We start from the raw sequence: 24,635 nt of genomic DNA on the forward strand, positions 1-24,635 counted from the left end.
TGTTGGGTTCTTTCGTACTTTAAGTTGTTAGCTCACCGCCACCGGCGGGCTGCTTCCTCGGTGACCAGCCCAGTGACCAAAGCCCCAATGACCAAAGTCCACAAGATTTCGGGCACCACAAGTTGCTGACCATATTCAACGCCGATTTTAAAGATAGAGATCAGCGCCTCAAATGGGCCGTCATACCGATGGCGCATTGCCAGGCGGAGCATTTCGTTGACACCCTGAACAAAAAGGCCCCAGAACACCAGCGCCGCCATTCCGGTCAAGCCGTTGTTGATTGCGGCAGTCCAGCCCCGGCCGGCACGCTTGCCCATGATCCACCATCCGCAGATCACGCCCAAAGCCATGTTTACGTAGGTAAACATACCGTAGTTTTTACCTTCATCACCGTTTTCGATGACCATACTCGAAACCAAGAACGCCACGATCAAAAGGCATAAACCGGCAACAAGCTTTGAGGCAGTGGGCATTTCTGAAGTCCGTTCCTTAACTCGGTTTCGCTATAGTGATCTGTGTCACATCGCAATTGCCGGTGTCAAAGGCTGCTCCGCAGGCGGTCAAATAATAATTCCACATGCGGCGAAAACGCTCATCAAAGCCCATTTCCGAGATTTCGTCCCACTTGTCGTTGAACGTGTCATACCAGCGGCGCAGGGTCAGATCATAGCTTTTACCAAATTCTTTCGAATTGACGACTTTCAAACCCGCCTGAGCAACTTGTTCCTTCAATACGGACGGCGCCGGAAGCATGCCGCCCGGGAAAATATATTTCTGAATGAAATCAATGCCGTTACGATAAACATCCCATCGATGATCCGCGACAGTGATAATTTGCAACGTCGCTTGCGCCCCGGGTTTTAATCGCTCACGCACAGTGTCGAAATACACAGGCCAGTACTTTTGACCTACCGCTTCGAACATCTCGATCGATGCGATTCCGTCGTACTGCCCACGCTCATCCCGGTAATCCTGCAATTTGAATTCAACCAAATTCGAAAGGCCAGCATTTTCAATACGCTGCCTGGCAAACTTCAACTGTTCTTGACTGATCGTCAGACCTGTGACCCGCAGGCCACGCTCTTTTGCAGCGTATTCAGCAAAGCCGCCCCAGCCACAGCCAATCTCAAGAATATGATCTCCGGGTTTTGCGCCCATTTCATCAACCAGACTGGCATATTTTGCGGTCTGCGCCTTTTCCAGACTTTCCTGCCCTGTTTCGAACAGAGCGCTGGAATAGGTCATCGTGTCGTCAAGCCACAAACCATAGAAATCATTGCCCAGATCATAATGGTACGAGATGTTCTTTTTGGCCTGTGTCCGGTTATTGCGGTGCAACCAGAATCGTAGCCGCTCATACATCTGCACGAGAACTTTGCCGGTGAAATCATCATAGACCGTTTCATTGCCCACATGCACCAGGTCCATAAAGGATCGCAGGTCCGGCGTACTCCAGTCACCTTCCAGATATGCGTCAGAAAAACCAAGTTCACCTTCGCGGACCAGGCGGGCAAAAACGTCTGGATTGTGGATATCCACACGCGCAACCGGCCCGGGTTTGGTGCCCTCGGTTCGGAAGACACGACCATCCGGCAGTCCGATGTCCAATCGGCCAGACTGCATCCGGCTAACCATTTTGAATACTTGCGCAAAGTATCTGGGCAGGTCTTTCTGCCCCTCGGTGGTCATCAAAGTCATCCGCTCTCCCCTGTGCGGCCGCGCAAACAGGCTAGGCCGAGTTTGTGTTTGTGGCAAGTTTTCAATTCGTTACTGGTTTTTTCGGCCCTCATAGGCCGCCAATGCCCGCGCCCGACCGGCTGCCAAAGAGACAACGGGTTGCGGGTATGGGTCCTCTGAGCTGAGGTTCCATGACTTCGGAACCGCATCAAAATACGCCAGTGCTGTTGCCGGTGGATTGCTCTGCCCCTCGGCAATCCATTGCCGAACGAAGTCCGATTGCGGATCGAACTTTTCCTGCTGTGTTTGCGGATTGAAGATGCGAAAGAATGGCGAGGCATCGGGCCCCGACCCTGCAACCCATTGCCAGCCCATCGCGTTTGCCGCCGGGTCCCAGTCGACCAGACAATCCGCGAACCAATCCATGCCAATTCTCCAATGGGTCATCAGATGCTTGGTCAGGTAACTCGCAACAATCATCCGGGCTCGATTGTGCATTCGCCCGGTCACATACATCTGCCGTAACCCGGCATCGACTGCCGGGACGCCAGTTTTCGCCTGCTTCCAAGCGAGAACTTCGGGCTGGTCCGCATCAGTGTTCCAAGGAAATCTATCCCACTCCGGCTTCCAATTTCCGCTGACCAAGTATGGAGTATGATACATCAGGTGATAAGCAAATTCGCGCCAGACCAATTGGCGCAAATAGGGTTCGCCCCCCCGAACTCCCGTCATCCCGGCCCGCTGAATTGCGTGCCAGACACTGCGTGGGCCTATTTCACCTAAAGACAGATACTCGGACAGGTTAGATGTTCCGTCCAAGTCCATACGATCCCGATGATCTGAATAGGCGGCGATGCGGTCCAGAAATTGATGCAACGCCTCAAAAGCTGCGGTTTCGCCCGGTCGGACATGGGGTGTGACCACGGATGCTCCGCGGCGCATCTGCGCGCCCAGATGCCAATCTTGAAGATTTTCGGAAACAGGCCACGTCGCAGGCGATCTGAGATGGGCCACAGCATCGCTGGGCATCGGAACGTCGCGGCTGCGCACTGAACGCCACATCGGCGTGAACACGCGGAACGGCTGCCCTGTTTTCGTCGCCACGGTCCAAGGCTCGAACAAAAGATGGCCGGCGAAGGATGTAACGGTGACATTCTGGTCGGTCAGCGCCGTCTTGATTTTCGTATCTCTGGCAATGGCGTCAGGGTCATATGCGCGGGTCCAGTAAACGCTGCTTGCACCAGTTTCGATGACAAGCTGCCGCAGAACGGTCAGCGCATCCCCTTGACGCAAGATCAGGCGGCTGCCAGACAGCTCTAGCGTCCGTGCAAAAGCCTTAAGGCCCAATTCAAGCCGCCATTTCGGTGCTGCGCCCAAAGCCTGGACCGTGTGGTCCAGAATGAAAACTGGAATGATCGGTCGCCCGCTCTCAACCGCGGCGCTCAGTGCAGGATGGTCCGACAGGCGCAAATCCCGTCGGAACCACATGATGATCGGTGACCGCTGTTGTTCCATGTCCGCCCTGCTCTTTTCTTCTTTGTTCGGTTACGAAGCAGAAGCGGAATTGGATCACAAAACGTCGTCTAGTGCATTCAAAAGCTGATCAATTTCCTGTTGAGACGTATAGTGCGTGAAACTGACCCGCAGCACGCCTTGATCCAGATCGACCCCCATCGCGGTTAACGGACGCACGGCATAGAAATCTCCGCCACCAGCCATGACGCCATATCCAGCCAGATCGGCGGCAACGGCTTCCGCATTGCGGTTCAGCGCCAGGGCCACAGTCGGCGCGCGGCGGTTGGCATCGGATGTTCCGATCAGGCGGACGGCGTTGCGGTCTTTGACCGCGTCCAAAACCGGTTGCAGCAATGCGACCTCGTGCGAGCGCATCAGATCATGGGCGAATGAACCACGCTCGGCCGCTTCGCCGGTTGGCCCGCCATGATGGTCGCACAGCAGATCAATGTAATCCGCCATCCCCGCGCTGGCCGCGATCTGGGCATGGTCCGGCCCCGCCGGAGTAAACCGTTGGTACAGCACGTCGCCGTTGAAGTAGTGCCCCTGGTTCGGCAACATTTCCCCTAGCGTACGCCGGATGACCATACACCCCTGATGCGGTCCGTATGTTTTGTAGGCCGAAAACAGATAAATATCCGGTCCCAGATCACCCACATTCGGAAACCCGTGTGGCGCATAGGACACCCCGTCCACGCACACAAATGCCCCCGCGGCATGAGCAATCGCGGTGATCTCAGTCACCGGGTTGATCTCTCCGATCACGTTCGAGCAATGGGGAAAGCACACCAGACGAACATTTTCGTCCAGCAGGTTTTCTAGGTCCATCGGGTTCAGCGAGCCGGTTTCGGGATCAATCTGCCATTCGCGGATTTCGATCCCCTCGTCCGCTAGCCGCCGCCACGGACCTGAATTTGCCTCGTGATCCTGATTGGTGACCACGATGGCCTCGCCCGGTTGCATCCATTGGCGAAAAGCCTGCGCCAAGACATAGGTGTTCTGCGTGGTCGAAGGGCCAAAGCTCAGCTCATCCGTTTCAACACCCAAAATGGCCGCCATGCGTGCGCGGGCTTCGTCCATTTCCTCACCCGCCAGACGGCTGGCCTCATAGGGGGCATAAGGTTGAACTTTGCGCTGGGTGTAGTACCGCATCAGGCGATCGAGCACTGGCTTGCAAGTGTATGACCCACCAGCATTTTCGAAGAATGCCTGCCCTTGCAGGCTGGGCTCGGAAAACGCGGGGAACTGCCCACGTACAAAATCGATATCAAGGGATGTCATCCCGCCTCTCTCCCTGGTTTTTGTCCACGTCCTGATTGTCGGTCCTTTCATGATCCCGGACCGCTCCGAAAACATGGCAGGTCTTCCAGCCAAGCCGCGATCCAGTCACAAGTTTATGGTTCGGCGGCAGCCCCAGGGACAGATATCCTCCTGCTCCTGTGACGGGCTCAGATAACCTGACGATCGCAACTCGGTCAAGCATCGCCGCTGGTGTCAGAATCTGTCATCAGGATTTGGCACAGTGTCCACATTCCAACGATTGTGAGGGACGAACATGAGTTACAAACCCAAGGACTTTCTTGTGTGGGGCGAATTGCCCGTACAGGACATGGAGAAGGCCATCGCCTTTTATGCGCAAGTGACCGGCGCAACACTCGAGCTTGACCCGAATGCCCCAAACCCCATGGCTGTTTTCAAACCCGCCGATCCCGGCACCGGTGTCGCGCTGCACCTTTATCCCGGCAAACCTGCGCAACAAGGTCACGGCCCAACATTACATCTGGCTGCAGATGGCGCCCTGGAGGACGTAATGAAGCGGGTAGAAACAGCAGGTGGGAAAGTCATTTCCGACCCGATCCAAATACCGGCCGGTCGGTTCTTCTATGCGACGGATCCCGATGGCAACTCCGTGGGCTTCTTTGAAGGCACCTAAGCGAAAAAGGCCGGGCAACCTAGCCCGGCCTGATCCTGCACGTTGAGGCCAGCGTTAACCCTGAACTTTGGTGTAGGTCCCTTCGCCCGCCAGAATGCCCCGGAACCCGCCAGGTTCGTCCAGCCCGAAGACAATCAGCGGCAGATTGTTGTCGCGGGCCAGCGCAATGGCCGACGCATCCATGACCCGCAGGCGTTTGGCCAGAACATCGTCATAGCTGACGGTGTCGTACCGCACGGCATCTGCGTGTTCCTTGGGGTCCTTGTCATAAACACCATCGACACCATTCTTACCCATGAAGATCGCCTGACATGCCATTTCGTTGGCGCGCAGGGTCGCGGCGGTGTCGGTGGTGAAATACGGGTTTCCGGTTCCGGCAGCAAAGATGCAGACCCGCTTTTTCTCAAGGTGGCGCACGGCGCGACGGCGAATATAGGGCTCGCACACCTCGTCCATGCGGATGGCTGAGATTACCCGGGTGAAAACGCCGATTTCTTCCAACGCGGACTGCATCCCCAGCGCGTTCATGACCGTTGCCAGCATGCCCATGTAATCAGCCGTAGTCCGTTCCATCCCCTGTGCCGATCCGCTGAGACCGCGGAAGATATTGCCGCCGCCAATCACCATGCAGATCTCGACACCCAAATCGTGTACCGATTTGATCTCTTGCGCGATGCGCTGAACTGTGGGCGGATGCAGGCCGAACCCCTGATCGCCCATAAGCGCCTCGCCCGAGATTTTAAGCATTACGCGATCATACCTTGCCTTTGTGGTTTCGGCGGTGTCGGTGGTCGGGGAAATGGTCATGTTGCGCTCCGGGCTGGCACGGGTTTATTTTCAGGCGCAAAATGAAGCAAAACCGGCGCAGGTTCAATGCGATTGGTAAGGAATGAGGCAGTCCGAGATGACCGAACCCGCAAGATCGCAGATATTGGACCGCCTGCCCCCAATTCCCGACGACAAACCAGTGTTGATTGCAGGCCCCACCGCCTCTGGAAAGTCCGCCCTTGCCCTGTTGATCGCCGAGCAGTTCGGTGGTGTCATCGTGAATGCCGATGCCAGCCAGGTCTACGATTGCTGGCGCGTGATTTCAGCCCGCCCGTCTGCTGAAGAGGAAGCCCGCGCGCCGCATCTTCTGTATGGCCATATCTCATATGATCAGGACTATTCCACCGGCCATTGGCTGCGCGAGGTGAAACCGCTGCTGACCGGCGGCGCACGCCCCATCATTGTTGGGGGCACCGGCCTGTATTTTTCTGCGCTGACCGAAGGTATGGCCGATATTCCACCTACACCGTCCGAAATCCGGGCCGAGGCGGACAGCCTGACCTTGCAGACTCTGATCGCGGGTGTGGATGCGCAGACTCTGGCCCGGATCGACACACGAAACCGTGCCCGTGTTCAGCGGGCTTGGGAAGTGCAGAAAGCCACTGGTCGAAACCTCAGAGACTGGCAAGACGCAACACCGCCCCCGGTTTTGGACGTGAAGAACACAGTGCCCATCGTTTTCGACGTGGATAAACAATGGCTTTTGGATCGCATCACGCGCCGCTTTGACCTGATGTTGAACACTGGTGCATTGACCGAGGTTGAAAGAATGCGGGACCGCTATGATCCGTCGCTTCCGGCATTCAAAGCCATCGGAGTACCCGAGTTGATGGCCTATATCGATGGCACCATGACGTTGGATGAAGCCCGCGAACGGGCCACGATTTCGACCCGCCAATTCGCCAAACGACAGCGCACCTGGTTTCGCGCCCGCATGAAAAGCTGGAATCGGGTTGATTTATCAAAGTGATACCTTCCGCGATTGAAGTCGCTGCCATCGCTACTACACGTTCAATAAATTTGCGGCGAATCCGAAGTCTCAAAACTAAGTTTGCTGGAGGATTCTCTTGGGGCTGACAAAGCTGACAACGGTAAACTCGGCCCGCCGATGTCGTTTTTGTATCATTAATGACGATTTCGAACATTGACCTCACCCAAATTCTGGTGCCGAATGTCGGCCATGGGGATGTCCAGAATCCGAGATCAGAATATCCAAGAACCTGCCGTCCGGAGCATTCCGGCCTGAGCGGTTCGACACTTCATCCAAAAAAATACTGACTCACAGGGAGTAACGTTAATGAATAATCAGACAATGACCGGAGCACCGACGCACTGGGCGGCAGAAATGCACGCACAGGAATATCGGGACGGCAAACTGAACCGGCGCGAATTTTTGACCCGCACCACCGGTCTCGGGGTCACCGCTGCCGCAGCCTATGGCATGATCGGACTGGCCGCCCCGGCGCGTGCGGCCGGTGAAGACGCCAAAAAAGAAGGCGGCACCCTGCGCGTTCAGCAGGAAGTGCGCGCCCTGAAGGACCCACGCACCTATGACTGGTCGCAGATCGCGAACGTGACCCGTGGCACGCTCGAGTATCTGGTCGAGTACAACTCGGACGGTACGTTCCGTGGCATGTTGCTGGAGGGCTGGGAAGTCAACGATGACGCAACCGTTTACACTCTGAAAGTCCGCCCGGGCGTTAAATGGAACAACGGTGACGACTTCACCGCCGAGGACGTTGCGCGCAACATCGGACGTTGGTGCGACAAGAACTCGGAAACCAACTCGATGGCTGGTCGCTTTGCAACACTGATCGACGCGGATTCGGGTCAGGCGATCGAGGGCGCAATCGAAGTAGTCGATGCAAACACGGTCAAACTGAACCTTCCGACGTCCGACATCTCGCTGATCGCGGGCATGTCGGATTATCCGGCGGCTATCGTACACAGCTCGTTCAGTGAAACTGATCTGCTCAACAACGTGGGCACCGGTGCGTACCTGGTTCAGGAACTGGAAGTCGGCGTAAAAGCGACCCTCGTCCGCAACGAGAACCACACCTGGTGGGGCGAAGAGATCTTTGGTCGCCCGGCGCTGGACAGCATCGTCTACATTGACTACGGCACCGACCCGTCGGCTTGGCTGGCAGCATTGGAATCCGACGAAGTCGACATGCTGTATGAATCGGTTGGTGAATTCATCGATGTGATGGACAGCCTCGGCTATGTGAAGTCCGAAGTTGTGACGATGAACACCATCGTCATCCGACCGAACCAGCTGGCTGAAATTGACGGTAAGAAGCCATACGAAGACAAGCGTGTGCGTCAGGCTCTGCAGATGGCTGTCGACAATTCGATCTGTCTGGAGTTGGGGTATGGCGGACGGGGCGTACCTGCCGAGAACCATCATGTCGGCCCAATCCACCCGGATTACTACGAACTGCCCAAGCAGAAAGTTGACCCGGAAGGCGCACGCGCGCTGATGGAAGAAGCCGGAATGATCGATTTCGAGCACGAACTGCTTTCGATCGACGATGACTGGCGCCGGAACACCACCGACGCCGTCGCGGCGCAGCTTCGTGACGCGGGGATCAAGGTCAAACGGACCGTTCTGCCGGGTAACACCTTCTGGAACGACTGGGCAAAATACCCCTACAGCTCAACCAACTGGAACCACCGCCCTCTCGGCGTGCAAATCTGGGCGCTGGCATACAAGTCTGGCGAAGCTTGGAATGAATTCGGCTGGGCAAATGCCGAGTTTGATGCCCTTCTCGCCGAAGCTCTGGCCATCGCAGACGCTGACAAACGCCGCGAGATCGTCGCCAAAGGCGAGGCAATGATTCAGGAAGAAGGCATCTCAGTCCAGCCATACTGGCGTTCGACCTATCGCCACATGAAGGAAGGTCTGGTCGGTACGGACCAGCACGTGTCCTTCGAACATCACCACTATAAGTGGGGCTGGGCGGCTTAAAATCTGCCAGACGTTAATGGGGGCGCCTGATCAGGGCGCCCCTTTCCAGCCGCAGACAGGCCGACACGGGGTCGGATGTCCGAGGCCAGACAATGGTCCAATGATCTGCGGAACACCCGAACAACAGGGGCCATCATGGGACTATTCATCCTCCGACGGTTCGGCGTCATGCTTCTTACTGCATTGTGCCTGACTTTCGTGGTCTTTTTTCTGACCAACCTCTACCCGAACCTGGAAAAGCTTGCGAAAACGCAGGGCAACCAGCGGATGTCCGACGAACAGGTTGAGACCTGGCTGGACAATCGCGGCTATCTGCAACCCACTCTCGTCAAGTACGGTCAATGGCTGGGCGTTCTCCCTGGCTTTTCCAAGACACTTGACGACGGAACGTTCCTTGGAACGTGTACCCGCCCGGGATCGACCGAGGAAACGACTCCCAGATATTGCGGCGTATTGCAGGGTGACTGGGGTTACTCAACCGTTTTCAAGGATGATGTCGGCAAAATCGTCGGCATACGTCTCGGCAATACCGGCTATCTTATGTTCTGGGTTCTGGTTCTGATGGTGCCATCTGCGCTGCTGGTGGGTGTGTTGGCCGGGATGCGCGAAGGATCAGCATTGGACCGGTCCCTGTCCACATTCTCGATCATTACCACGGCGACACCGGAATATGTGTCGGGCGTGATCTTCATCGCGATCTTCACCTCGTCGACCGTCGGCCTGAAATGGTTCAAGGGCACGGCGACGTCAGCGATGGACAACCCAACCTTCGAGAACTTCTTCCTGCCGGTACTGACCATCTCACTGTACGGGATGGGCTATATCGCCCGGATGACCCGCGCGTCGATGACCGAGGTCATGACGGCGCAGTACATCCGAACCGCGCGGCTTAAAGGTGTTTCCTTTGGCAACATCGTTATGAAGCACGCGCTGCGAAACGCGCTGATCGCGCCCTTTACCGTCATCATGCTGCAGTTCCCATGGCTGCTGAATGGCGTGGTGATTGTTGAAACCCTGTTCAACTACAAAGGTTTCGGTTGGGCACTGGTACAGGCTGCAGGCAACAACGACATTCAGCTCTTGCTGGCGATTTCGGTCGTGTCGGTCTTTGTCGTGCTGGTGACGCAGCTGATCTCCGATATCGGCTATGTCTACCTCAACCCGCGCATCCGTATTTCTTAAGGGAGATAGATCATGGAACCTCTAAGCTGGACCGGCTCTATCGCCATTCTGAACCCTTTCCTGATGATCGCGCTTGCCGCGTTGATCGTATCAATCGTCGTTTGGATTATCGGAAGCATTGTGCTGCCCGAATCCCCGATGAGCGTGAATATCGACGGCACCATAAGCGGCGGCAACGGGCTACGTGGGCTAACACAAAAGGCCCTGAGATACAGCTTTTCCGCCTGTGTCGCGCTTGCCTTGGCCTACATCGTGCTTGGCATCCTGATGGGGACCAGTGCCGGGATAATCGGAGCGATCTCGCAGCAGTTTCTTCCTGTGTGGTTGTCGCTGATCATCCTGTTTGCAATGTCGATTGCCTTCAAACGTCGCCTCGGCCTTTACGGCAAACTGTTCGACAGCCCCATCGGCATGATCGGTTTTGGCCTTGTGATGTTCTGGGTCTTCACCGGCATCTTCGGTGCGCTGGATCTGATCATCACTCATGACCCGTTGGTTCAGGTATCGGGCATGAAGAACAAAGTGCCGGGAACACCACTGCCAAGTCCCGAAGAAGGTGAGTATGCTTGGTACCTTCTGGGCGGCGACAACCTTGCCCGCGACGTCTTTAGCCGAATGGTCAAAGGTGCTTGGATCGTGGTTCAGATCGCTCCGCTTGCGACCATGTTCGCATTTATGGTCGGGATCACTCTGGGTCTGCCAGCCGGGTACTATGGCGGACGTCTGGACACGTTCCTGTCCTTCCTTGCCAATCTGATCCTGGCTTTCCCGGTCATCCTGCTGTTCTACTTGCTGGTCACGCCGGAAATCGTGGCGACAGGTGTGCCGAACTATATGGCGGCCGTTTTGTTCGTGTTCCCGATACTGTTTATCGGCGTTCTGCTAAACTCGCGGTATTATACCCGCCCGAATTTCCGCACTCCGCTATTGATCGGGGTTCTCGGTATCGCGCTGTGGTTGTATCTGTCGCTGATTTCGACCGGTGGTTACGTCATCAACACGGATGACTACAGCATTTGGGGTCTGCCGACCTATCTGGACCTGTTCGATATCCCAGGCGGGATTCTTGTGGTGTTCGTCTCGGTGGTCTTCGTGAACTCGCCTACGGTGTTCCGCATCGTGCGCGGCCTCGCGCTGGACATCAAAACGCGGGATTACGTGGCGGCGGCACAGACCCGTGGCGAAGGCCCGTGGTACATCATGCTGTGGGAGATCCTGCCCAATGCACGTGGCCCGCTGATCGTCGATTTCTGTCTGCGTATCGGCTATACCACGATCCTGTTGGGAACCTTGGGTTTCTTCGGGTTGGGCCTTCCACCGGAAAGCCCGGATTGGGGCTCTACGATCAATGAAGGGCGCAAGCTACTTTCGATCTATCTGCACCCTGCCCTTCCGCCTGCCTTTGCCTTGCTGTCGCTGGTTCTTGGTCTGAACCTGCTGGCAGATGGCCTGCGCGAAGAAAGCCTGAAGGACTGATGTGAGAGTGACCGGGGGCTTTGCCCCCGGACCCCAAGGATATTTTTAGCCAGATGAAGGGGATCCCCGGACTCTCGCGAGGAGATACAAGATGAACAAATTGGCGGAATATGACGGCCCAATTCTTGAGATCGACAAGCTTTCGATTTCTTTCTTCACCCGCCTTCGGGAAATTCCCGCCGTGATGGATTTTTCGGTCAGCGTGCAGCCCGGCGAGGCTGTTGGATTGGTAGGGGAATCCGGTTGTGGCAAGTCCACTGTGGCACTTGGGGTCATGCAGGACCTTGGCAAGAACGGGCGGGTTGTCGGCGGTTCGATCAAGTTCAAAGGGCGCGATCTGGCCGAAATGAGCGCGGATGAATTGCGCGATATCCGCGGCAATGAGATCGCGATGATCTATCAGGAACCGATGGCCTCGCTGAACCCGGCGATGAAGATCGGCAAGCAATTGATGGAAGTGCCGATGATCCACGAGGGAGTCGGCGCAGAAGAGGCCTATGCACGGGCTTTGGAAGTGGTGACGGACGTACGCCTGCCCGACCCCGAGCGGATGCTGAATTCGTTCCCCCATCAGCTGTCAGGGGGGCAGCAGCAGCGTATCGTGATCGCGATGGCGCTGATGTCGAAACCGGCGCTGTTGATTCTGGATGAACCGACTACTGCACTGGACGTGACGGTTGAAGCCGCCGTAGTCGAACTGGTCAAGGATCTGGGCAAGAAATACGGCACCTCGATGCTGTTCATCTCGCACAACCTTGGTCTGGTTCTGGAAACCTGTGACCGGCTTTGCGTGATGTATTCGGGTGAGGCAGTCGAGCGCGGCTCGATCCACGATGTGTTCGACGAGATGCAGCACCCCTATACGCAAGCGCTGTTCCGCTCGATCCCGTTGCCGGGGGCAGACAAGAACGCTCGCCCGTTGGTGGCTATTCCCGGGAACTTCCCCCTGCCCCACGAACGTCCGTCAGGCTGTAACTTTGGCCCACGCTGCGACTATTTCGAAGAAGGCCGTTGCGACGCGCAGAACATTCTGATGGAGCCAGTACCCGGCAATGACCGCCACCACACGCGCTGTTTGAAGTACAAAGAGATTGACTGGAATGCCCCAATCACTTTGGCGGACAAGAAGGAAAAAGGTGAAATCGGCCGTGTTGTCCTGAAAATGGACAACCTCAAAAAGTACTATGAAGTAGCCGCCAATGCGTTGTTCGGGGGCGGTGAGAAAAAGGTGGTCAAAGCCAACGAAACACTGAGCTTTGAGGCTCATGAATCCGAGACGCTAGCCATCGTGGGCGAATCCGGGTGCGGTAAATCCACCTTTGCCAAAGTGTTGATGGGGCTGGAAACAGCCACCGACGGGCAAATCCTGCTGGACAACCGCAACATCGAAGATGTGCCGATCGAAGAACGTGACGCCAAGACCGTGGGCGAAGTTCAAATGGTGTTCCAGAACCCGTTTGACACTCTGAACCCCTCGATGACCGTTGGGCGACAGATCATCCGCGCGCTGGAAATCTTTGGCGTGGGAAATTCCGAGGCTGAGCGAAAACAGCGCATGCTGGAATTGTTGGACTTGGTGAAGCTACCGCGCGCCTTTGCCGAGCGGATGCCGCGCCAGTTGTCCGGCGGACAGAAACAGCGCGTCGGTATCGCGCGCGCCTTTGCCGGCGATGCGCGGATCGTTGTTGCGGACGAACCTGTGTCGGCTTTGGATGTGTCTGTACAGGCGGCGGTGACCGACCTGCTCATGGAGATTCAGCGCGAACACAAGACCACCTTGCTGTTCATCAGCCATGATCTGTCGATTGTGCGCTATCTCAGCGACCGGGTGATGGTGATGTATCTGGGCCACGTGGTCGAGCTGGGGACCACCGACCAGGTGTTCTCGCCGCCCTATCACCCCTATACCGAGGCTCTGCTGAGTGCTGTTCCCATCGCGGATACGTCGGTTGAAAAAGCGCATATCGTTCTGGATGGTGACATCCCCTCGGCCATGAACCCACCCCCGGGGTGCCCTTTCCAGACGCGCTGTCGCTGGAAATCCGAAGTGCCGGGTGGGCTGTGCGAGAAAGATGTGCCGCCGGTAAAAACTCTGGCGGACGGCCATCAGGTCAAATGCCATCTGTCCGAAGAAGTTCTGGCCCGCATGGAGCCGGTCATCAAAATCGCGGCCGAGTAACAGCCCAAACGCAAAGAACCGGCCACAGCGCCGGTTCTTTTCTGACTTGGGTTGGCTGGTGATCAACCGCCCCAGATCACTTTCACATAGTTCTGGGTTTCTTTGTAGGGCGGTACGCCACCGTGTTTTTCCACGGCTTTCGGACCGGCGTTATAAGCCGCCAGCGCCAGACGCCAGGATTTGAATTTGCGATACTGCCATGACAAATAACGGGCCCCGCCTTCCAGATTTTGCTTCGGATCATGCGGGTTCACACCTAAAAGGCGCGCGGTTCCAGGCATCAGTTGCGCCAGACCCAGTGCTCCTTTGTGAGACACCGCGTGCGGGTTCCATCCGCTTTCCTGTTGCACCAGTCGCAAAAACAACTCTTCCGGGACACTGTGTTTCCGGGCTGCTTGCCGCGCCAGCGCCAGGTATTGGCCGCGATATTTACCATTATATCGCTTGATGACTTGAGTTGGCTGCGCTGTTTTGGGCTTCAGCCGTTCAGAATCGCGGTATTGAGTGGCTGCGCGCGAGTCCAGAATCTTGGATTGTTTGAGGAAGATGTCCTTGCGGCTTTTGGTGGACAGAGTGTCCGCTGCTGCCGGACCCGAAACCAGCGCAAGGCACAGAACAGAAAAACAACCAACTTGAAAACGCATTTACGCCAATCCCGCTCGCTCTCGAACCCGAATGAGTATAGGTATTTCAGGCAAGAATAAAAGCTTGGTAAACAGAACCTGCGTAGTTTCTTGCCAACCGTTGCACACATCAACTGTGTTTTAACCATGACGCAGGCCGTATAGGGTCGCGTAGAAACTTCGCGTCAGATTCGGGCGCGCTCGACACAGACAAGAACGGGGAAATATATGGCAGGTTCAGTCAACAAGGTCATTCTGGTCGGAAATCTTGGCCGCGATCCTGAAGTTAGGAATTTCCAAAACGGGGGCAAAGTATGCAACCTGCGCATCGCCACATCCGAAACCTGGAAAGACCGCAATACTGGCGAGCGTCGTGAGCGCACCGAGTGGCACTCGGTCGCGATCTTCAACGAAGGGCTTGTCCGCGTGGCGGAGCAATATCTGCGCAAAGGCTCGAAGGTCTATCTCGAAGGGCAATTGCAGACCCGCAAATGGCAGGACCAATCTGGGCAGGACCGTTACTCGACTGAGGTTGTTCTTCAGGGGTTCGGCTCGACCCTTGTTATGCTTGATGCACGCGGTGAAGGCGGTGGCGGAGGCGGTTACGGCGGCGGACAGTCAGGCAGCTATGGCGGCGGTCAGGCAGGCGGCGGCTATGGCGATCCTTATGGCGGACAGTCCAGCGCCCCTGCCCCTGCACCTGCATCCGGTGGAATCGACGACGACGAGATTCCGTTCTAAGGCAAACGGAGACGAAACATGACATGGTCCTTCTCACTCGGCCGGGTACTGGGGTCGGAACTGAGGGTCCATGTCACCTTTTTCCTACTACTGGGCTGGGTCGCCTTTGCGGCCTATTCCCAAGGCGGGGTGCCCGCCGCGATCGACAACCTGATCTTTGTTCTGGCTCTGTTTGCCTGCGTTGTAGCGCATGAGTTTGGCCACGCGCTGATGGCGCGGCGCTATGGCATCAAAACCCCTGACATCACATTGCTGCCCATCGGCGGGCTCGCCCGGCTAGAACGGATGCCCGAGAAGCCCATGGAAGAAGTCTGGGTCGCTCTGGCCGGGCCGGCAGTGAATATTGTGATCTGGATCGTTTTGATGGCCATGGGGGCCGGAATGACACTGGACTCCCTGACCCGGATCGATTCGACCAGTGCCGGACTGTTGAACCGGCTGGCCTATGTGAATTTGTTGCTGGCCGTATTCAACATGATCCCGGCCTTCCCTATGGATGGCGGCCGGGTATTCCGCGCGCTGTTGTGTCTGAAGATGGACCGGGTAAAAGCCACACGTATCGCCGCCCTTGCGGGTCAGGTCGTGGCGGTGGCGTTTGGCTTTCTTGGGTTGAGCACTGGTAACCCCCTGCTGGTTTTGATCGCCGTCTTCGTGTTCGTCGCTGCCAATGCGGAAAGCCACGATGTGGCCATGCGCTCAGTCGCGCGGCGGGTGCTGGCCCGCGACGCGATGATTACCGAGTTTCACGCCCTATCGCCCACCGACACGCTTGCAACCGCCGCACAGGCCGTCATTCACACCACGCAACACGAATTCCCCGTGTTGGGTCCGAATGGAGATCTTTTGGGCTTTATAGCACGCGGCACGCTGTTCACTGCCATGGCGCAAGAGGCACCTCGGTCAAATCTCGCAACTTCGATCATGGAAACCGAGATCCCGCGCGTTGAATTGACCACCGGCTTGGAAACCGTGCTGGAGAAGCTACACAAGGGTGCGCCCGCCGTTGCGGTTTGCACGCAGGCCGGGACAATGGTTGGCTACATCACCCGCGAAAACATTGGTGAATTGATGGTGATCCGCGGACGCTGATCAGACCGTCGCCAATGCGTCTTCCAGCACGGACAATACAGCGTCCCTTGGGACGTCCGAAGTTACGAACGCCTGCCCGATCCCGCGGGCCAGAATAAACCGAAGCTGGCCGTCGATGACCTTTTTGTCCTGCGCCATCAGATCAACCAGTGCCGCGGCACCCGGCAGATCTCCGGGAATGTCCGCCAGATCGGTTTTCATTCCCATTGAACGCAAGTGCGCCCGAACACGGCTTGGCTCCTCCTGTGAGCACAGCCCAAGACGTGAGGATAGCCCAAACGCCAGCGCACAGCCGATGGCTACGCCTTCACCGTGCAGCAGACGATCCGAATACCCGGTTGCCGCTTCGAGCGCGTGACAGAAAGTGTGCCCAAGGTTCAGCAGCGCACGGTCGCCCTGCTCTGTCTCATCGCGGGCTACGATGTCGGCTTTCATCTGAACCGAGCGTGTCACCGCCCGCACACGCGCGGCCATATCGCCACCCGAAACGTCGGGACCATTAGCTTCGAGCCATTCAAAGAACGCAGCATCGCCCAGCAGGCCGTATTTGACCACCTCGCCATAGCCCGACAGGAAATCCCGCTGAGTCATCGTGCCCAGAACCGAAGTGTCCGCCAGAACCAGAGACGGCTGATGGAATGCCCCAATCAGGTTCTTGCCCTGTGGTGCGTTGATGCCGGTTTTTCCGCCCACAGAACTATCCACCTGCGCCAGCAACGAGGTCGGTATCTGGACAAAACGGACTCCGCGCCGCAAAACGGCCGCAGCAAATCCCGCAAGATCACCAATGACCCCGCCACCCAAGGCGATGACCACATCGCGGCGTTCGACTTTTTCCGACAACAGCCACTCAACCGCTCGTTCGAAATGCGGCCAGCTTTTGGTGGCTTCGCCCGCGGGCAAGGCCAGCGAGGTCATCTCGATACCAGCTGTTGCCAGACCATCCCGCAACGCATCAAGGTGCAACCCGGCCACGTTCTCATCCGTCAGAACGGCGACCTTGGGCCGGTGCAGCAAGGGCGCAATCATCGTGCCGGATTGTGCCAGCAGGTCGGGCCCTATTTCCACGTCATACGAGCGTTCGCCCAGCTCTACATGTACGGTTTGGTGCATTTACTTCCGTTCCAATACGTCGGGGCGCGTCAACATCGACTCCACCACCCGGTCCACCATATTTTCAATCGAGGTTTCGCCATCGGACTCGACCGTCAGACCTGCTTGCGCATAAACCGGGACGCGGGCCTCATACAAGGCGCGCAAGGTCGCATAAGGGTCGGCCGTGCGTAGCAACGGTCGCGTGTCCTTGTGTTTGACCCTGTTCCACAACACCTTCAAATCAGCACGCAGCCAAACTGAGACCCCGCGTTCGGTGATCATCTGGCGATTCAGCTCAGACAGAAACGCGCCGCCGCCGGTGGACAGGATGCCTTTTTCCTCGTCCAGCAGACGCCCAATGACCTGACTTTCCTTGGCACGAAAGAACGGCTCACCGTCACGCTCGAAAATCTCGGGGATGGTCATATTGGCGGCCGATTCGATCTCGGCGTCACTGTCTAGGAACGGAACGCCCAACCTTGCGGCCAATGCACGGCCTACAGCCGTCTTTCCGGCCCCCATCATGCCAACAAGAACGACGGTTTTGTGCAGTTCAAAGACCGCATCAGTCCCTTCTGTGTGGGTGTTATGCTTAATTTCGCTCATTTAAACGTGAATGACGTGATCTTACGAAAAATGCCAGCTATAACTATGGCAAAAGACAAAATTGGGGCAGCGTTGAGCAATGGGCCGTCTGATCAAGTTCTTGATATATATTGTTTGCCTGAGTTTTGTCGGGCTGGTGGGATATGCTTATCTGGGTCCGATATTTGGGGTGGATTTCTCTGCCCCGCAAGACGAGATCCGAGAGCCGGTAATCCTGAATGTTGAATAAAGCCGCACTGGCTGCATTGCTGCTGGCTGGATCAGCGCAGGCGCAACAGGCTCCTCTTTCCGTCATCGATTGGCTGACGGACCCGCCCGAAAACCTGCCGGGAACGGTCCTTTTGGAACCACCGGTCACGGAGACGGGCATTCAGCCGGATATCCAAGTCTCTCCGCTTGAGGCGCTGTCACAGCCGTTGGGACTGGTGTCGTCGTCTGTAACTGGCCTGCCGGTGCACCTTTGGCAAAACAGTGATGCAGACAGGCTGGCTGAGCTGATCACCGATGTGCCGGTTCGCTATAATCCCGCGATGCAGCGTTTGCTGTTTACGTTGATCCTGTCCGAGGCCCGCGCGCCTGCCGGTTCCGGCGCCGAGGAAACGCTACTATTGGCCCGCATAGACCGATTGATGCAGCTTGGCGCAGCCGACCCGGCGCAATCGCTGGTCCAACTGGCCGGTCCGACCGACACACGCGACAGGTTTCAGCGCTGGTTTGACGCCACTTTACTTACCGGAGACGAGGATCGCAGCTGTACGTCCCTGATCGCAAAACCACACCTGTCACAGGACTACGCCGCGCAAATTTTCTGCAAGGCGCGGCGCGGAGACTGGCCATCAGCCGCCCTCACGCTGGAAGCAGCGCACGCATTGCAAATACTCCCGTCTGACGAGCTGGATGTCTTGGATCGCTTTCTCAGCCCTGAGTTGTTTGAAGATGCCGAATACCTGCCACAGCCCGATGATCCCAGCCCGTTGACCTTTCGCCTGTTTGAGGCCATCGGAGAGCGCCTACCATCGGCCCCTCTGCCCCGTGCCTTTGCAAATGCCGACTTGCGGGACGTAGCCGGGTGGAAAGCGCAGATCGAAGCGGCTGAGCGGTTGACCCGGATCGGCGCGCTGACCCCCAACCAGTTGCTGGGCTTGTATACCGAGCGCTCTCCGGCCGCGTCCGGCGCAGTTTGGGACAGGGTCTCGGCCGTGCAACGGTTCGAATCCGCGCTGGATGCACGCGATCCCGAGAAAATCGCTCGGGCTTTGAAGACCGTGTGGGCGCAAATGCGCCTGATCGGATTAGAGGTACCCTTTGCAGAATTGTTCGCAGAACGCCTGTCGCAGACAGAGCTGACGGATACGTCGGCGGAACAGCTGCGCTGGCGTATCCTTCTGTTGTCCGAACTGTATGAAACAGCGGCCCTTTCTGTGCCTGATCAATCCGACGAAAGTCATTTTCTAGCAGCTTTAGCACAAGGCGATCCGGGGCGTGCGCGTTCTCCTTCACCACTGGCGGATGCGGTTGCGCAGGGATTTGCATGGGCTGCTCCGGTCCCGTCGAACATCGAAACGATGCTGGACAATGATCAATTGGGTGAGGCGGTTTTGGAGGCCATGGGCCGGTTCGCGCATGGGTCGCGCGGCAACCTAGTCGATTTGACAGCAGCCATTGCGACGCTCCGCCGTGTGGGTCTTGAGGACACCGCCCGCCGCGCCGCGCTGAACTTGCTGATCCTGCAGGGCAGTTGATCGTGGTAGCCCCAGCGACGCAGGACTTGTGGATTTCCACCTTTTTACAAGCTCAGGCCGCTGAATTGGGCGCTGCGACCAACACGCTGCTGGCCTATGGCCGCGATCTGAAAGAATTCTCGGCCTGGTTGGAGCGTCGAAAGATAGGTTTTCCTGACACACAAAGAGAACAAATCGAACAATTCCTGATAGACTGCGACGCACAGGGCCTGTCTCGTTCAACGCGCGCACGTCGGTTGTCGGCGATCAAGCAACTGTTTCGGTTCGCCTTTGAAGAAGGTTGGCTTGAAGCTAACCCCGCCATTCAGATCAAAGGCCCTGGTCGGCAAAAACGGCTGCCCAAAACATTGGATGTCGCCGAAGTCGATCGTTTGCTTGAGGCCGCGCGCCGCACCGGTCGCAAGGATGCAGAACGGGTGCGCAATACCTGCCTGATGGAGGTTCTGTACGCCACGGGCATGCGGGTAACTGAATTGGTTTCGCTGCCGGTCTCTTCCGCCAGAGGTGACCCCCGGATGCTGCTTGTGCTGGGCAAAGGTGGCAAGGAACGGATGGTGCCACTGTCCCCTCCGGCGCGCGATGCGTTGGCAGCGTGGTTGCTTATCAGGGACGAGGCTGAGGACAAGCAGGTTGCAGACGGTGCTCAGCGTTCCAAGTTCCTGTTTCCGTCTCGCGGCAAATCCGGCTATCTGACCCGGCACAGGTTTTTTCTGCTGGTCAAGGAACTGGCCGTAGAAGGTGGCGTTTCGCCGGAAAAAGTGACGCCACACACCCTGCGCCATGCCTTTGCCACGCATCTTCTTGCCAATGGCGCTGATCTGAGGTCGATCCAGACCCTGCTGGGCCATGCCGACGTGGCGACCACGGAAATCTACACCCATGTCCTGGACGAACGCCTGTCAGAGCTTGTGTTGCAGCATCACCCGCTGGCGAAAGACGGCGATGACGACGGCTAACCCCTTGATCCACAGCATGCGCACCCCCATAACGGATGCAGTATCACGAACAACCAAGGACCGATGGAACCCTCTTCTGCTTCTCTGATCGACGGCGCATTCTGGTTTACCACAGGCGCCATTCTACTTTTGCTTGTCCTATCGGGCTTTTTCTCGGGTTCTGAAACGGCATTGACCGCCTCGTCGCGTGGAAAACTGCGTGCGCAGGCCGACAAGGGTTCACGCGGCGCGCAAAAGGCGCTGGAAATCACCGACGACAATGAACGGCTGATCGGCTCGGTCCTGTTGGGCAACAACCTTGTCAACATCCTTGCCGCGTCGCTGGCGACCGCGCTTTTCACACGGCTGTTCGGTGAAAGCGGAGTTGCGTTGGCAACGCTGGTGATGACCCTTCTGGTCCTGATCTTTGCCGAGGTTCTTCCCAAGACCTACGCGATCACCAATTCGGAAAAAGCGGCCGCAGCCGTGGCACCGATCATCGGCGTCGTCGTGACGGTGTTTTCGCCGATCGTTGCAGCCGTGCGCCTACTGGTACGCGGTGTTCTGCGCCTGTTCGGCGTCCAGATCGACCCGGACAGCAACATTCTCGCCGTGCGCGAGGAAATCGCCGGGGCATTGCAGCTTGGTCATTCCGAAGGCGTGGTCGAAAAGGAAGACCGCGACCGTATCCTTGGCGCGCTTGATCTGGGCGATCGTACGGTTGAAGAGATCATGTTGCACCGCTCGAATATTGAGATGATCGATGCAGACGCTTCGCCCGAGGCCATCCTTCAGCAATGTCTGAAAAGCAGCCACACCCGCCTGCCCGTGTTTCGGGATGAGCAAGAAAACATTGTGGGTGTCGTCCACGCCAAAGACCTGTTCCGCGCGATGTACGCCCATGCCGGCGGCAGTGAGAACGCTGATAACCGACTGAAAGAATTCGACATCCTCAAGGTCGCGAACGACCCCTATTTTGTTCCGGAAACCACCACTCTGGACGATCAGATGCGCGAATTCCTGCGGATGCACAGCCACTTTGCGCTGGTGGTGGATGAATACGGTTCGCTGCGCGGGCTGATCACACTTGAGGATATCCTCGAGGAAATCGTGGGCGAGATCGCGGACGAGTTCGACATCGACGAAGACGTATCCGTGACCCGAACCGAAGATGGGCAGTTTCTGGTTGAAGGGGCCACCACGATCCGCGACGCCAACCGCGCGATGGATTGGTCCCTGCCCGACGATGAGGCAAATACCATCGCCGGTCTGGTCATTCACGAAGCGCAGATGATCCCAACCGTCGGTCAGGTCTTTTCCTTTCACGGCTTCCGCTTTGAGGTGACAAAACGTCAAGGCAACCGGATCACCGAACTGAAAGTTCGACCTCTCTGAGGACAACCCAAAGAACTGCAAGAATCCACCGGCGTTCTGATCCGAGCGCCGGTTTTCTTTTGGACAACCACCGTATCCTTCCTGTTTGGCGTCGCCAGCAGGTGCTGAACCCGGATCGCCTTCCGCGACACTTTCTGTCGCTGAAGCTATTGCAAAGGCCGCTTTCCTATTGAGACTGACGGCATAGCCATCAGGAGATGTGCATGAAACTCACAACCCAAGTTGCAGTCATCGGCGGCGGAGTCGTTGGATGTTCCGTACTCTATCACCTGACCAAGCTGGGGTGGACTGACGTGATGCTGTTGGAACGGTCCGAGCTGACCAGCGGGTCAACCTGGCACGCGGCGGGCGGGTTTCACACCCTGAACGGTGACACCAACATGGCGGCGCTGCAGGGATATACGATCCGGCTGTATAAAGAGCTGGAAGAGATTACCGGCATGTCCTGCGGTCTGCATCATGTGGGCGGAGTGACGCTGGCAGATAATCAGGATCGGTTCGACATGTTGCTGGCAGAACGCGCCAAGCATCGCTTCATGGGGTTGGAAACCGAAATCGTTGGCCCGGATGAGATCAAAAAGATCGCTCCGATCACCAACACCGACGGGATCATCGGTGCACTCTATGATCCTCTGGACGGTCATCTGGACCCGTCGGGGACCACCCATGCTTACGCCAAGGCGGCCCGGATGGGAGGTGCAACCATCGAAACGCACTGCATGGTACGCGAAACCATCCAGCGCCTTGACGGGACATGGGATGTCGTTACCGACAAGGGTACGATCCATGCCGAACACATCGTCAATGCCGGTGGCCTTTGGGCGCGCGAGGTTGGCGCGATGGCGGGCGTCTATTTCCCGCTACACCCGATGGAACACCAGTATCTGGTGACAGACTCGATCTCTCAGATCGAGGCGATCATCGACGCTGGCGGCGAGCATCCGCATGTGATGGATCCCGCCGGAGAAAGCTATCTGCGGCAGGAAGGGCGCGGGCTGTGTATTGGGTTCTATGAACAGCCCTGCAAACCCTGGGCTGTCGATGGCACACCGTGGGAGTTCGGCCACGAATTGCTGCCTGACGATTATGACAAGATCACCGACAGTATCGAATTTGCCTACAAACGCTTCCCCGTTCTGGCCGAGGCTGGTGTCAAATCGGTAATCCATGGACCGTTTACCTTTGCGCCCGATGGCAACCCACTCGTCGGGCCGGTGCCGGGCATGCGCAACTATTGGTCCGCCTGTGGTGTGATGGCCGGGTTCAGTCAGGGCGGCGGGGTTGGCCTGACGTTGGCGCAATGGATGATCGAAGGAGAGCCTGAGCGCGATGTGTTCGCCATGGATGTCGCCCGCTTCGGCGACTGGATCGGGCCTGGCTATACGCGCCCGAAGGTGATCGAGAACTATCAGAAACGCTTTAGCGTCGCCTACCCCAACGAAGAACTGCCGGCCGCGCGTCCGAACCGGACCACCCCGATGTACGATATCTTCAGCGATCTGGGCGCGGTTTGGGGTCAGCAATACGGGCTGGAGGTTGCGAACTATTTTGCGCAAGGCGATGAGCCGGGCTATGAAACGCCCTCGTTCCGACGCTCGGATGCGTTCGATGCCACAGGCCGCGAGGTTCGCGCTGTTCGCAACGGCGTAGGTATCAATGAAGTCCACAACTTCGGCAAGTACCGCATCACTGGTCCCGGCGCACGAATTTGGCTGGATCGGATCATGGCCGGGCGAATTCCAAAACCGGGGCGGTTGTCTCTGACGCCGATGCTGTCGCATAAGGGCAAGCTAATCGGGGACTTCACTGTCTCTTGCCTGAGCGAGACCGAATTCCAGTTGACTGCTTCATATGGCAGTCAGGCCTTTCACATTCGTTGGTTTCTGCAACATCAGGAAGACGGCGTTTCCATTGAAAATGTTTCCGACCGATTGAACGGGTTCCAGATCGCAGGCCCAAATGCCGTAGAAGTGCTGGCGGCATGCACCCGCGAGGACATTTCTGACCTCAGGTTCCTTGATGTTCGCCGCATGACCATCGGTATGACCGACTGCATCGTTCAAAGGGTCAGCTACACGGGCGATCTGGGGTACGAAATCTACTGTGATTCGATGGCCCAACGGCAATTGTGGTGGACCCTTTGGCAAGCCGGTCAGCCCCACGGCATGGTGCCCTTTGGCATGCGCGCGATGATGAGCCTGCGCCTGGACAAATTCTTTGGGTCGTGGATGCGCGAGTTTTCCCCCGATTACACCGCAGCTGAAACCGGGCTGGATCGCTTTATCGCCTTCACGAAGAACACCGATTTTACCGGTCGCGCCGCGGCCGAGCTTGAACGCTCCGAGGGGACCGCGCGCAAGCTAGTCTCGTTCGAAGTGGATGCAGACGACGCTGACGTGAATGCCTATGAGCCGATCTGGCTGGATGGTGCGGTCGTCGGATTCTGCACCTCGGGCGGGTATTCCCATTATGCCGGCAAATCCATCGCAATAGGTTTCCTGCCCTCGGACCGCATACGTGACGGTTTGGAGGTCGAGATTGAGATACTGGGCCAGATGCGCAAGGCGCGCGTGATCTCAATACCACTGTTCGACGCGGACGGTGCACGCACGCGGGGATGACAAAAGACGGCCATGGCGGCTATGTGATTG

Annotated in this window: 20 protein-coding genes; 12 read left to right on the forward strand and 8 right to left on the reverse strand. The window is 57.3% G+C overall.

Features of this window, described 5'->3' with window-relative positions; translation table 11 throughout:
• Nucleotides 1–32: 32 nt before the first annotated feature.
• From AC2FJC_RS04980 to AC2FJC_RS04995, 4 genes are all read right to left on the reverse strand, one after another.
• Complete coding sequence (locus AC2FJC_RS04980) at nt 33–473, reverse strand: TrgA family protein (RefSeq protein WP_496722483.1); 441 nt, start codon at nt 471–473, stop codon at nt 33–35.
• A 16-nt stretch (nt 474–489) separates the two neighbouring features.
• A complete protein-coding gene (locus tag AC2FJC_RS04985) occupies nt 490–1,698 on the reverse strand; it encodes a class I SAM-dependent methyltransferase (protein ID WP_496738645.1) in 1,209 nt (402 codons plus the stop codon).
• Between the two features lie 69 nt (nt 1,699–1,767).
• The gene (locus AC2FJC_RS04990; RefSeq protein WP_496738646.1) at nt 1,768–3,192 is read right to left on the reverse strand and encodes a cryptochrome/photolyase family protein; all 1,425 of its coding nucleotides are present in this window, start codon (nt 3,190–3,192) and stop codon (nt 1,768–1,770) included.
• A 54-nt stretch (nt 3,193–3,246) separates the two neighbouring features.
• Nucleotides 3,247–4,473 carry an aminotransferase class V-fold PLP-dependent enzyme gene (locus tag AC2FJC_RS04995; RefSeq protein ID WP_496738647.1) on the reverse strand — a complete coding sequence of 409 codons (1,227 nt, stop codon included), beginning with the start codon at nt 4,471–4,473 and terminating at the stop codon, nt 3,247–3,249.
• A 274-nt stretch (nt 4,474–4,747) separates the two neighbouring features.
• Between AC2FJC_RS04995 and AC2FJC_RS05000 the strand changes: the two genes are divergently transcribed.
• On the forward strand, nt 4,748–5,125 hold the full coding sequence (locus tag AC2FJC_RS05000) for a VOC family protein (protein WP_496738648.1): 378 nt from the start codon (nt 4,748–4,750) through the stop codon (nt 5,123–5,125).
• A gap of 54 nt (nt 5,126–5,179) precedes the next feature.
• Here AC2FJC_RS05000 and pyrH read toward each other — a convergent pair whose 3' ends face one another.
• A complete protein-coding gene (gene pyrH, locus AC2FJC_RS05005; protein WP_058273777.1) occupies nt 5,180–5,932 on the reverse strand; it encodes a UMP kinase in 753 nt (250 codons plus the stop codon).
• A gap of 97 nt (nt 5,933–6,029) precedes the next feature.
• On the opposite strand from pyrH, the gene miaA reads away from it, so the two are divergent.
• The 5 genes from miaA (at nt 6,030) to AC2FJC_RS05030 (ending at nt 13,758) form a co-directional block, all read left to right on the forward strand.
• Nucleotides 6,030–6,923: a tRNA (adenosine(37)-N6)-dimethylallyltransferase MiaA gene (gene miaA, locus AC2FJC_RS05010; RefSeq protein WP_496738649.1), complete on the forward strand. Its 894-nt coding sequence runs from the start codon at nt 6,030–6,032 to the stop codon at nt 6,921–6,923.
• A 327-nt stretch (nt 6,924–7,250) separates the two neighbouring features.
• On the forward strand, nt 7,251–8,921 hold the full coding sequence (locus AC2FJC_RS05015; RefSeq protein WP_496738650.1) for an ABC transporter substrate-binding protein: 1,671 nt from the start codon (nt 7,251–7,253) through the stop codon (nt 8,919–8,921).
• A 135-nt stretch (nt 8,922–9,056) separates the two neighbouring features.
• A complete protein-coding gene (locus tag AC2FJC_RS05020) occupies nt 9,057–10,103 on the forward strand; it encodes an ABC transporter permease (protein ID WP_496704324.1) in 1,047 nt (348 codons plus the stop codon).
• 12 nt (nt 10,104–10,115) lie between these two features.
• Nucleotides 10,116–11,579, forward strand: coding sequence for an ABC transporter permease (locus AC2FJC_RS05025; protein ID WP_496738651.1), 1,464 nt, complete (start codon nt 10,116–10,118; stop codon nt 11,577–11,579).
• Nucleotides 11,580–11,670: 91 nt separating this feature from the next.
• Nucleotides 11,671–13,758: a dipeptide ABC transporter ATP-binding protein gene (locus AC2FJC_RS05030; RefSeq protein ID WP_496738652.1), complete on the forward strand. Its 2,088-nt coding sequence runs from the start codon at nt 11,671–11,673 to the stop codon at nt 13,756–13,758.
• A gap of 62 nt (nt 13,759–13,820) precedes the next feature.
• Here AC2FJC_RS05030 and AC2FJC_RS05035 read toward each other — a convergent pair whose 3' ends face one another.
• Nucleotides 13,821–14,402 (reverse strand): lytic transglycosylase domain-containing protein, encoded by a 582-nt coding sequence (locus AC2FJC_RS05035; RefSeq protein ID WP_496738653.1) that lies wholly within the window; start codon nt 14,400–14,402, stop codon nt 13,821–13,823.
• Nucleotides 14,403–14,609: 207 nt separating this feature from the next.
• Between AC2FJC_RS05035 and ssb the strand changes: the two genes are divergently transcribed.
• The gene (gene ssb, locus AC2FJC_RS05040) at nt 14,610–15,122 is read left to right on the forward strand and encodes a single-stranded DNA-binding protein (protein WP_496738654.1); all 513 of its coding nucleotides are present in this window, start codon (nt 14,610–14,612) and stop codon (nt 15,120–15,122) included.
• An 18-nt stretch (nt 15,123–15,140) separates the two neighbouring features.
• Nucleotides 15,141–16,211 carry a site-2 protease family protein gene (locus AC2FJC_RS05045; protein ID WP_496738655.1) on the forward strand — a complete coding sequence of 357 codons (1,071 nt, stop codon included), beginning with the start codon at nt 15,141–15,143 and terminating at the stop codon, nt 16,209–16,211.
• On the opposite strand, the gene aroB is transcribed toward AC2FJC_RS05045, so the two are convergent.
• Together aroB and AC2FJC_RS05055 are read right to left on the reverse strand one after the other, a co-directional pair.
• The gene (gene aroB, locus AC2FJC_RS05050; RefSeq protein ID WP_496738656.1) at nt 16,212–17,324 is read right to left on the reverse strand and encodes a 3-dehydroquinate synthase; all 1,113 of its coding nucleotides are present in this window, start codon (nt 17,322–17,324) and stop codon (nt 16,212–16,214) included.
• Nucleotides 17,325–17,912, reverse strand: coding sequence for a shikimate kinase (locus AC2FJC_RS05055; protein ID WP_496738657.1), 588 nt, complete (start codon nt 17,910–17,912; stop codon nt 17,325–17,327). It abuts the gene before it with no gap.
• A gap of 218 nt (nt 17,913–18,130) precedes the next feature.
• Here AC2FJC_RS05055 and AC2FJC_RS05060 point away from each other — a divergent pair, with 218 nt between their 5' ends.
• The 4 genes from AC2FJC_RS05060 to AC2FJC_RS05075 all read left to right on the forward strand — a co-directional run bounded on the left by AC2FJC_RS05060 (nt 18,131) and on the right by AC2FJC_RS05075 (nt 24,605).
• Nucleotides 18,131–19,654: a hypothetical protein gene (locus AC2FJC_RS05060; RefSeq protein ID WP_496738658.1), complete on the forward strand. Its 1,524-nt coding sequence runs from the start codon at nt 18,131–18,133 to the stop codon at nt 19,652–19,654.
• A 2-nt stretch (nt 19,655–19,656) separates the two neighbouring features.
• Nucleotides 19,657–20,610 (forward strand): site-specific tyrosine recombinase XerD, encoded by a 954-nt coding sequence (locus AC2FJC_RS05065; protein ID WP_496738659.1) that lies wholly within the window; start codon nt 19,657–19,659, stop codon nt 20,608–20,610.
• 63 nt (nt 20,611–20,673) lie between these two features.
• The gene (locus tag AC2FJC_RS05070) at nt 20,674–21,984 is read left to right on the forward strand and encodes an HlyC/CorC family transporter (protein ID WP_496704331.1); all 1,311 of its coding nucleotides are present in this window, start codon (nt 20,674–20,676) and stop codon (nt 21,982–21,984) included.
• A gap of 203 nt (nt 21,985–22,187) precedes the next feature.
• A complete protein-coding gene (locus tag AC2FJC_RS05075) occupies nt 22,188–24,605 on the forward strand; it encodes a GcvT family protein (protein WP_496738660.1) in 2,418 nt (805 codons plus the stop codon).
• Nucleotides 24,606–24,635: the final 30 nt, after the last annotated feature.

The sequence above is a fragment of the Ruegeria sp. CDSB117 genome, from assembly GCF_059611005.1.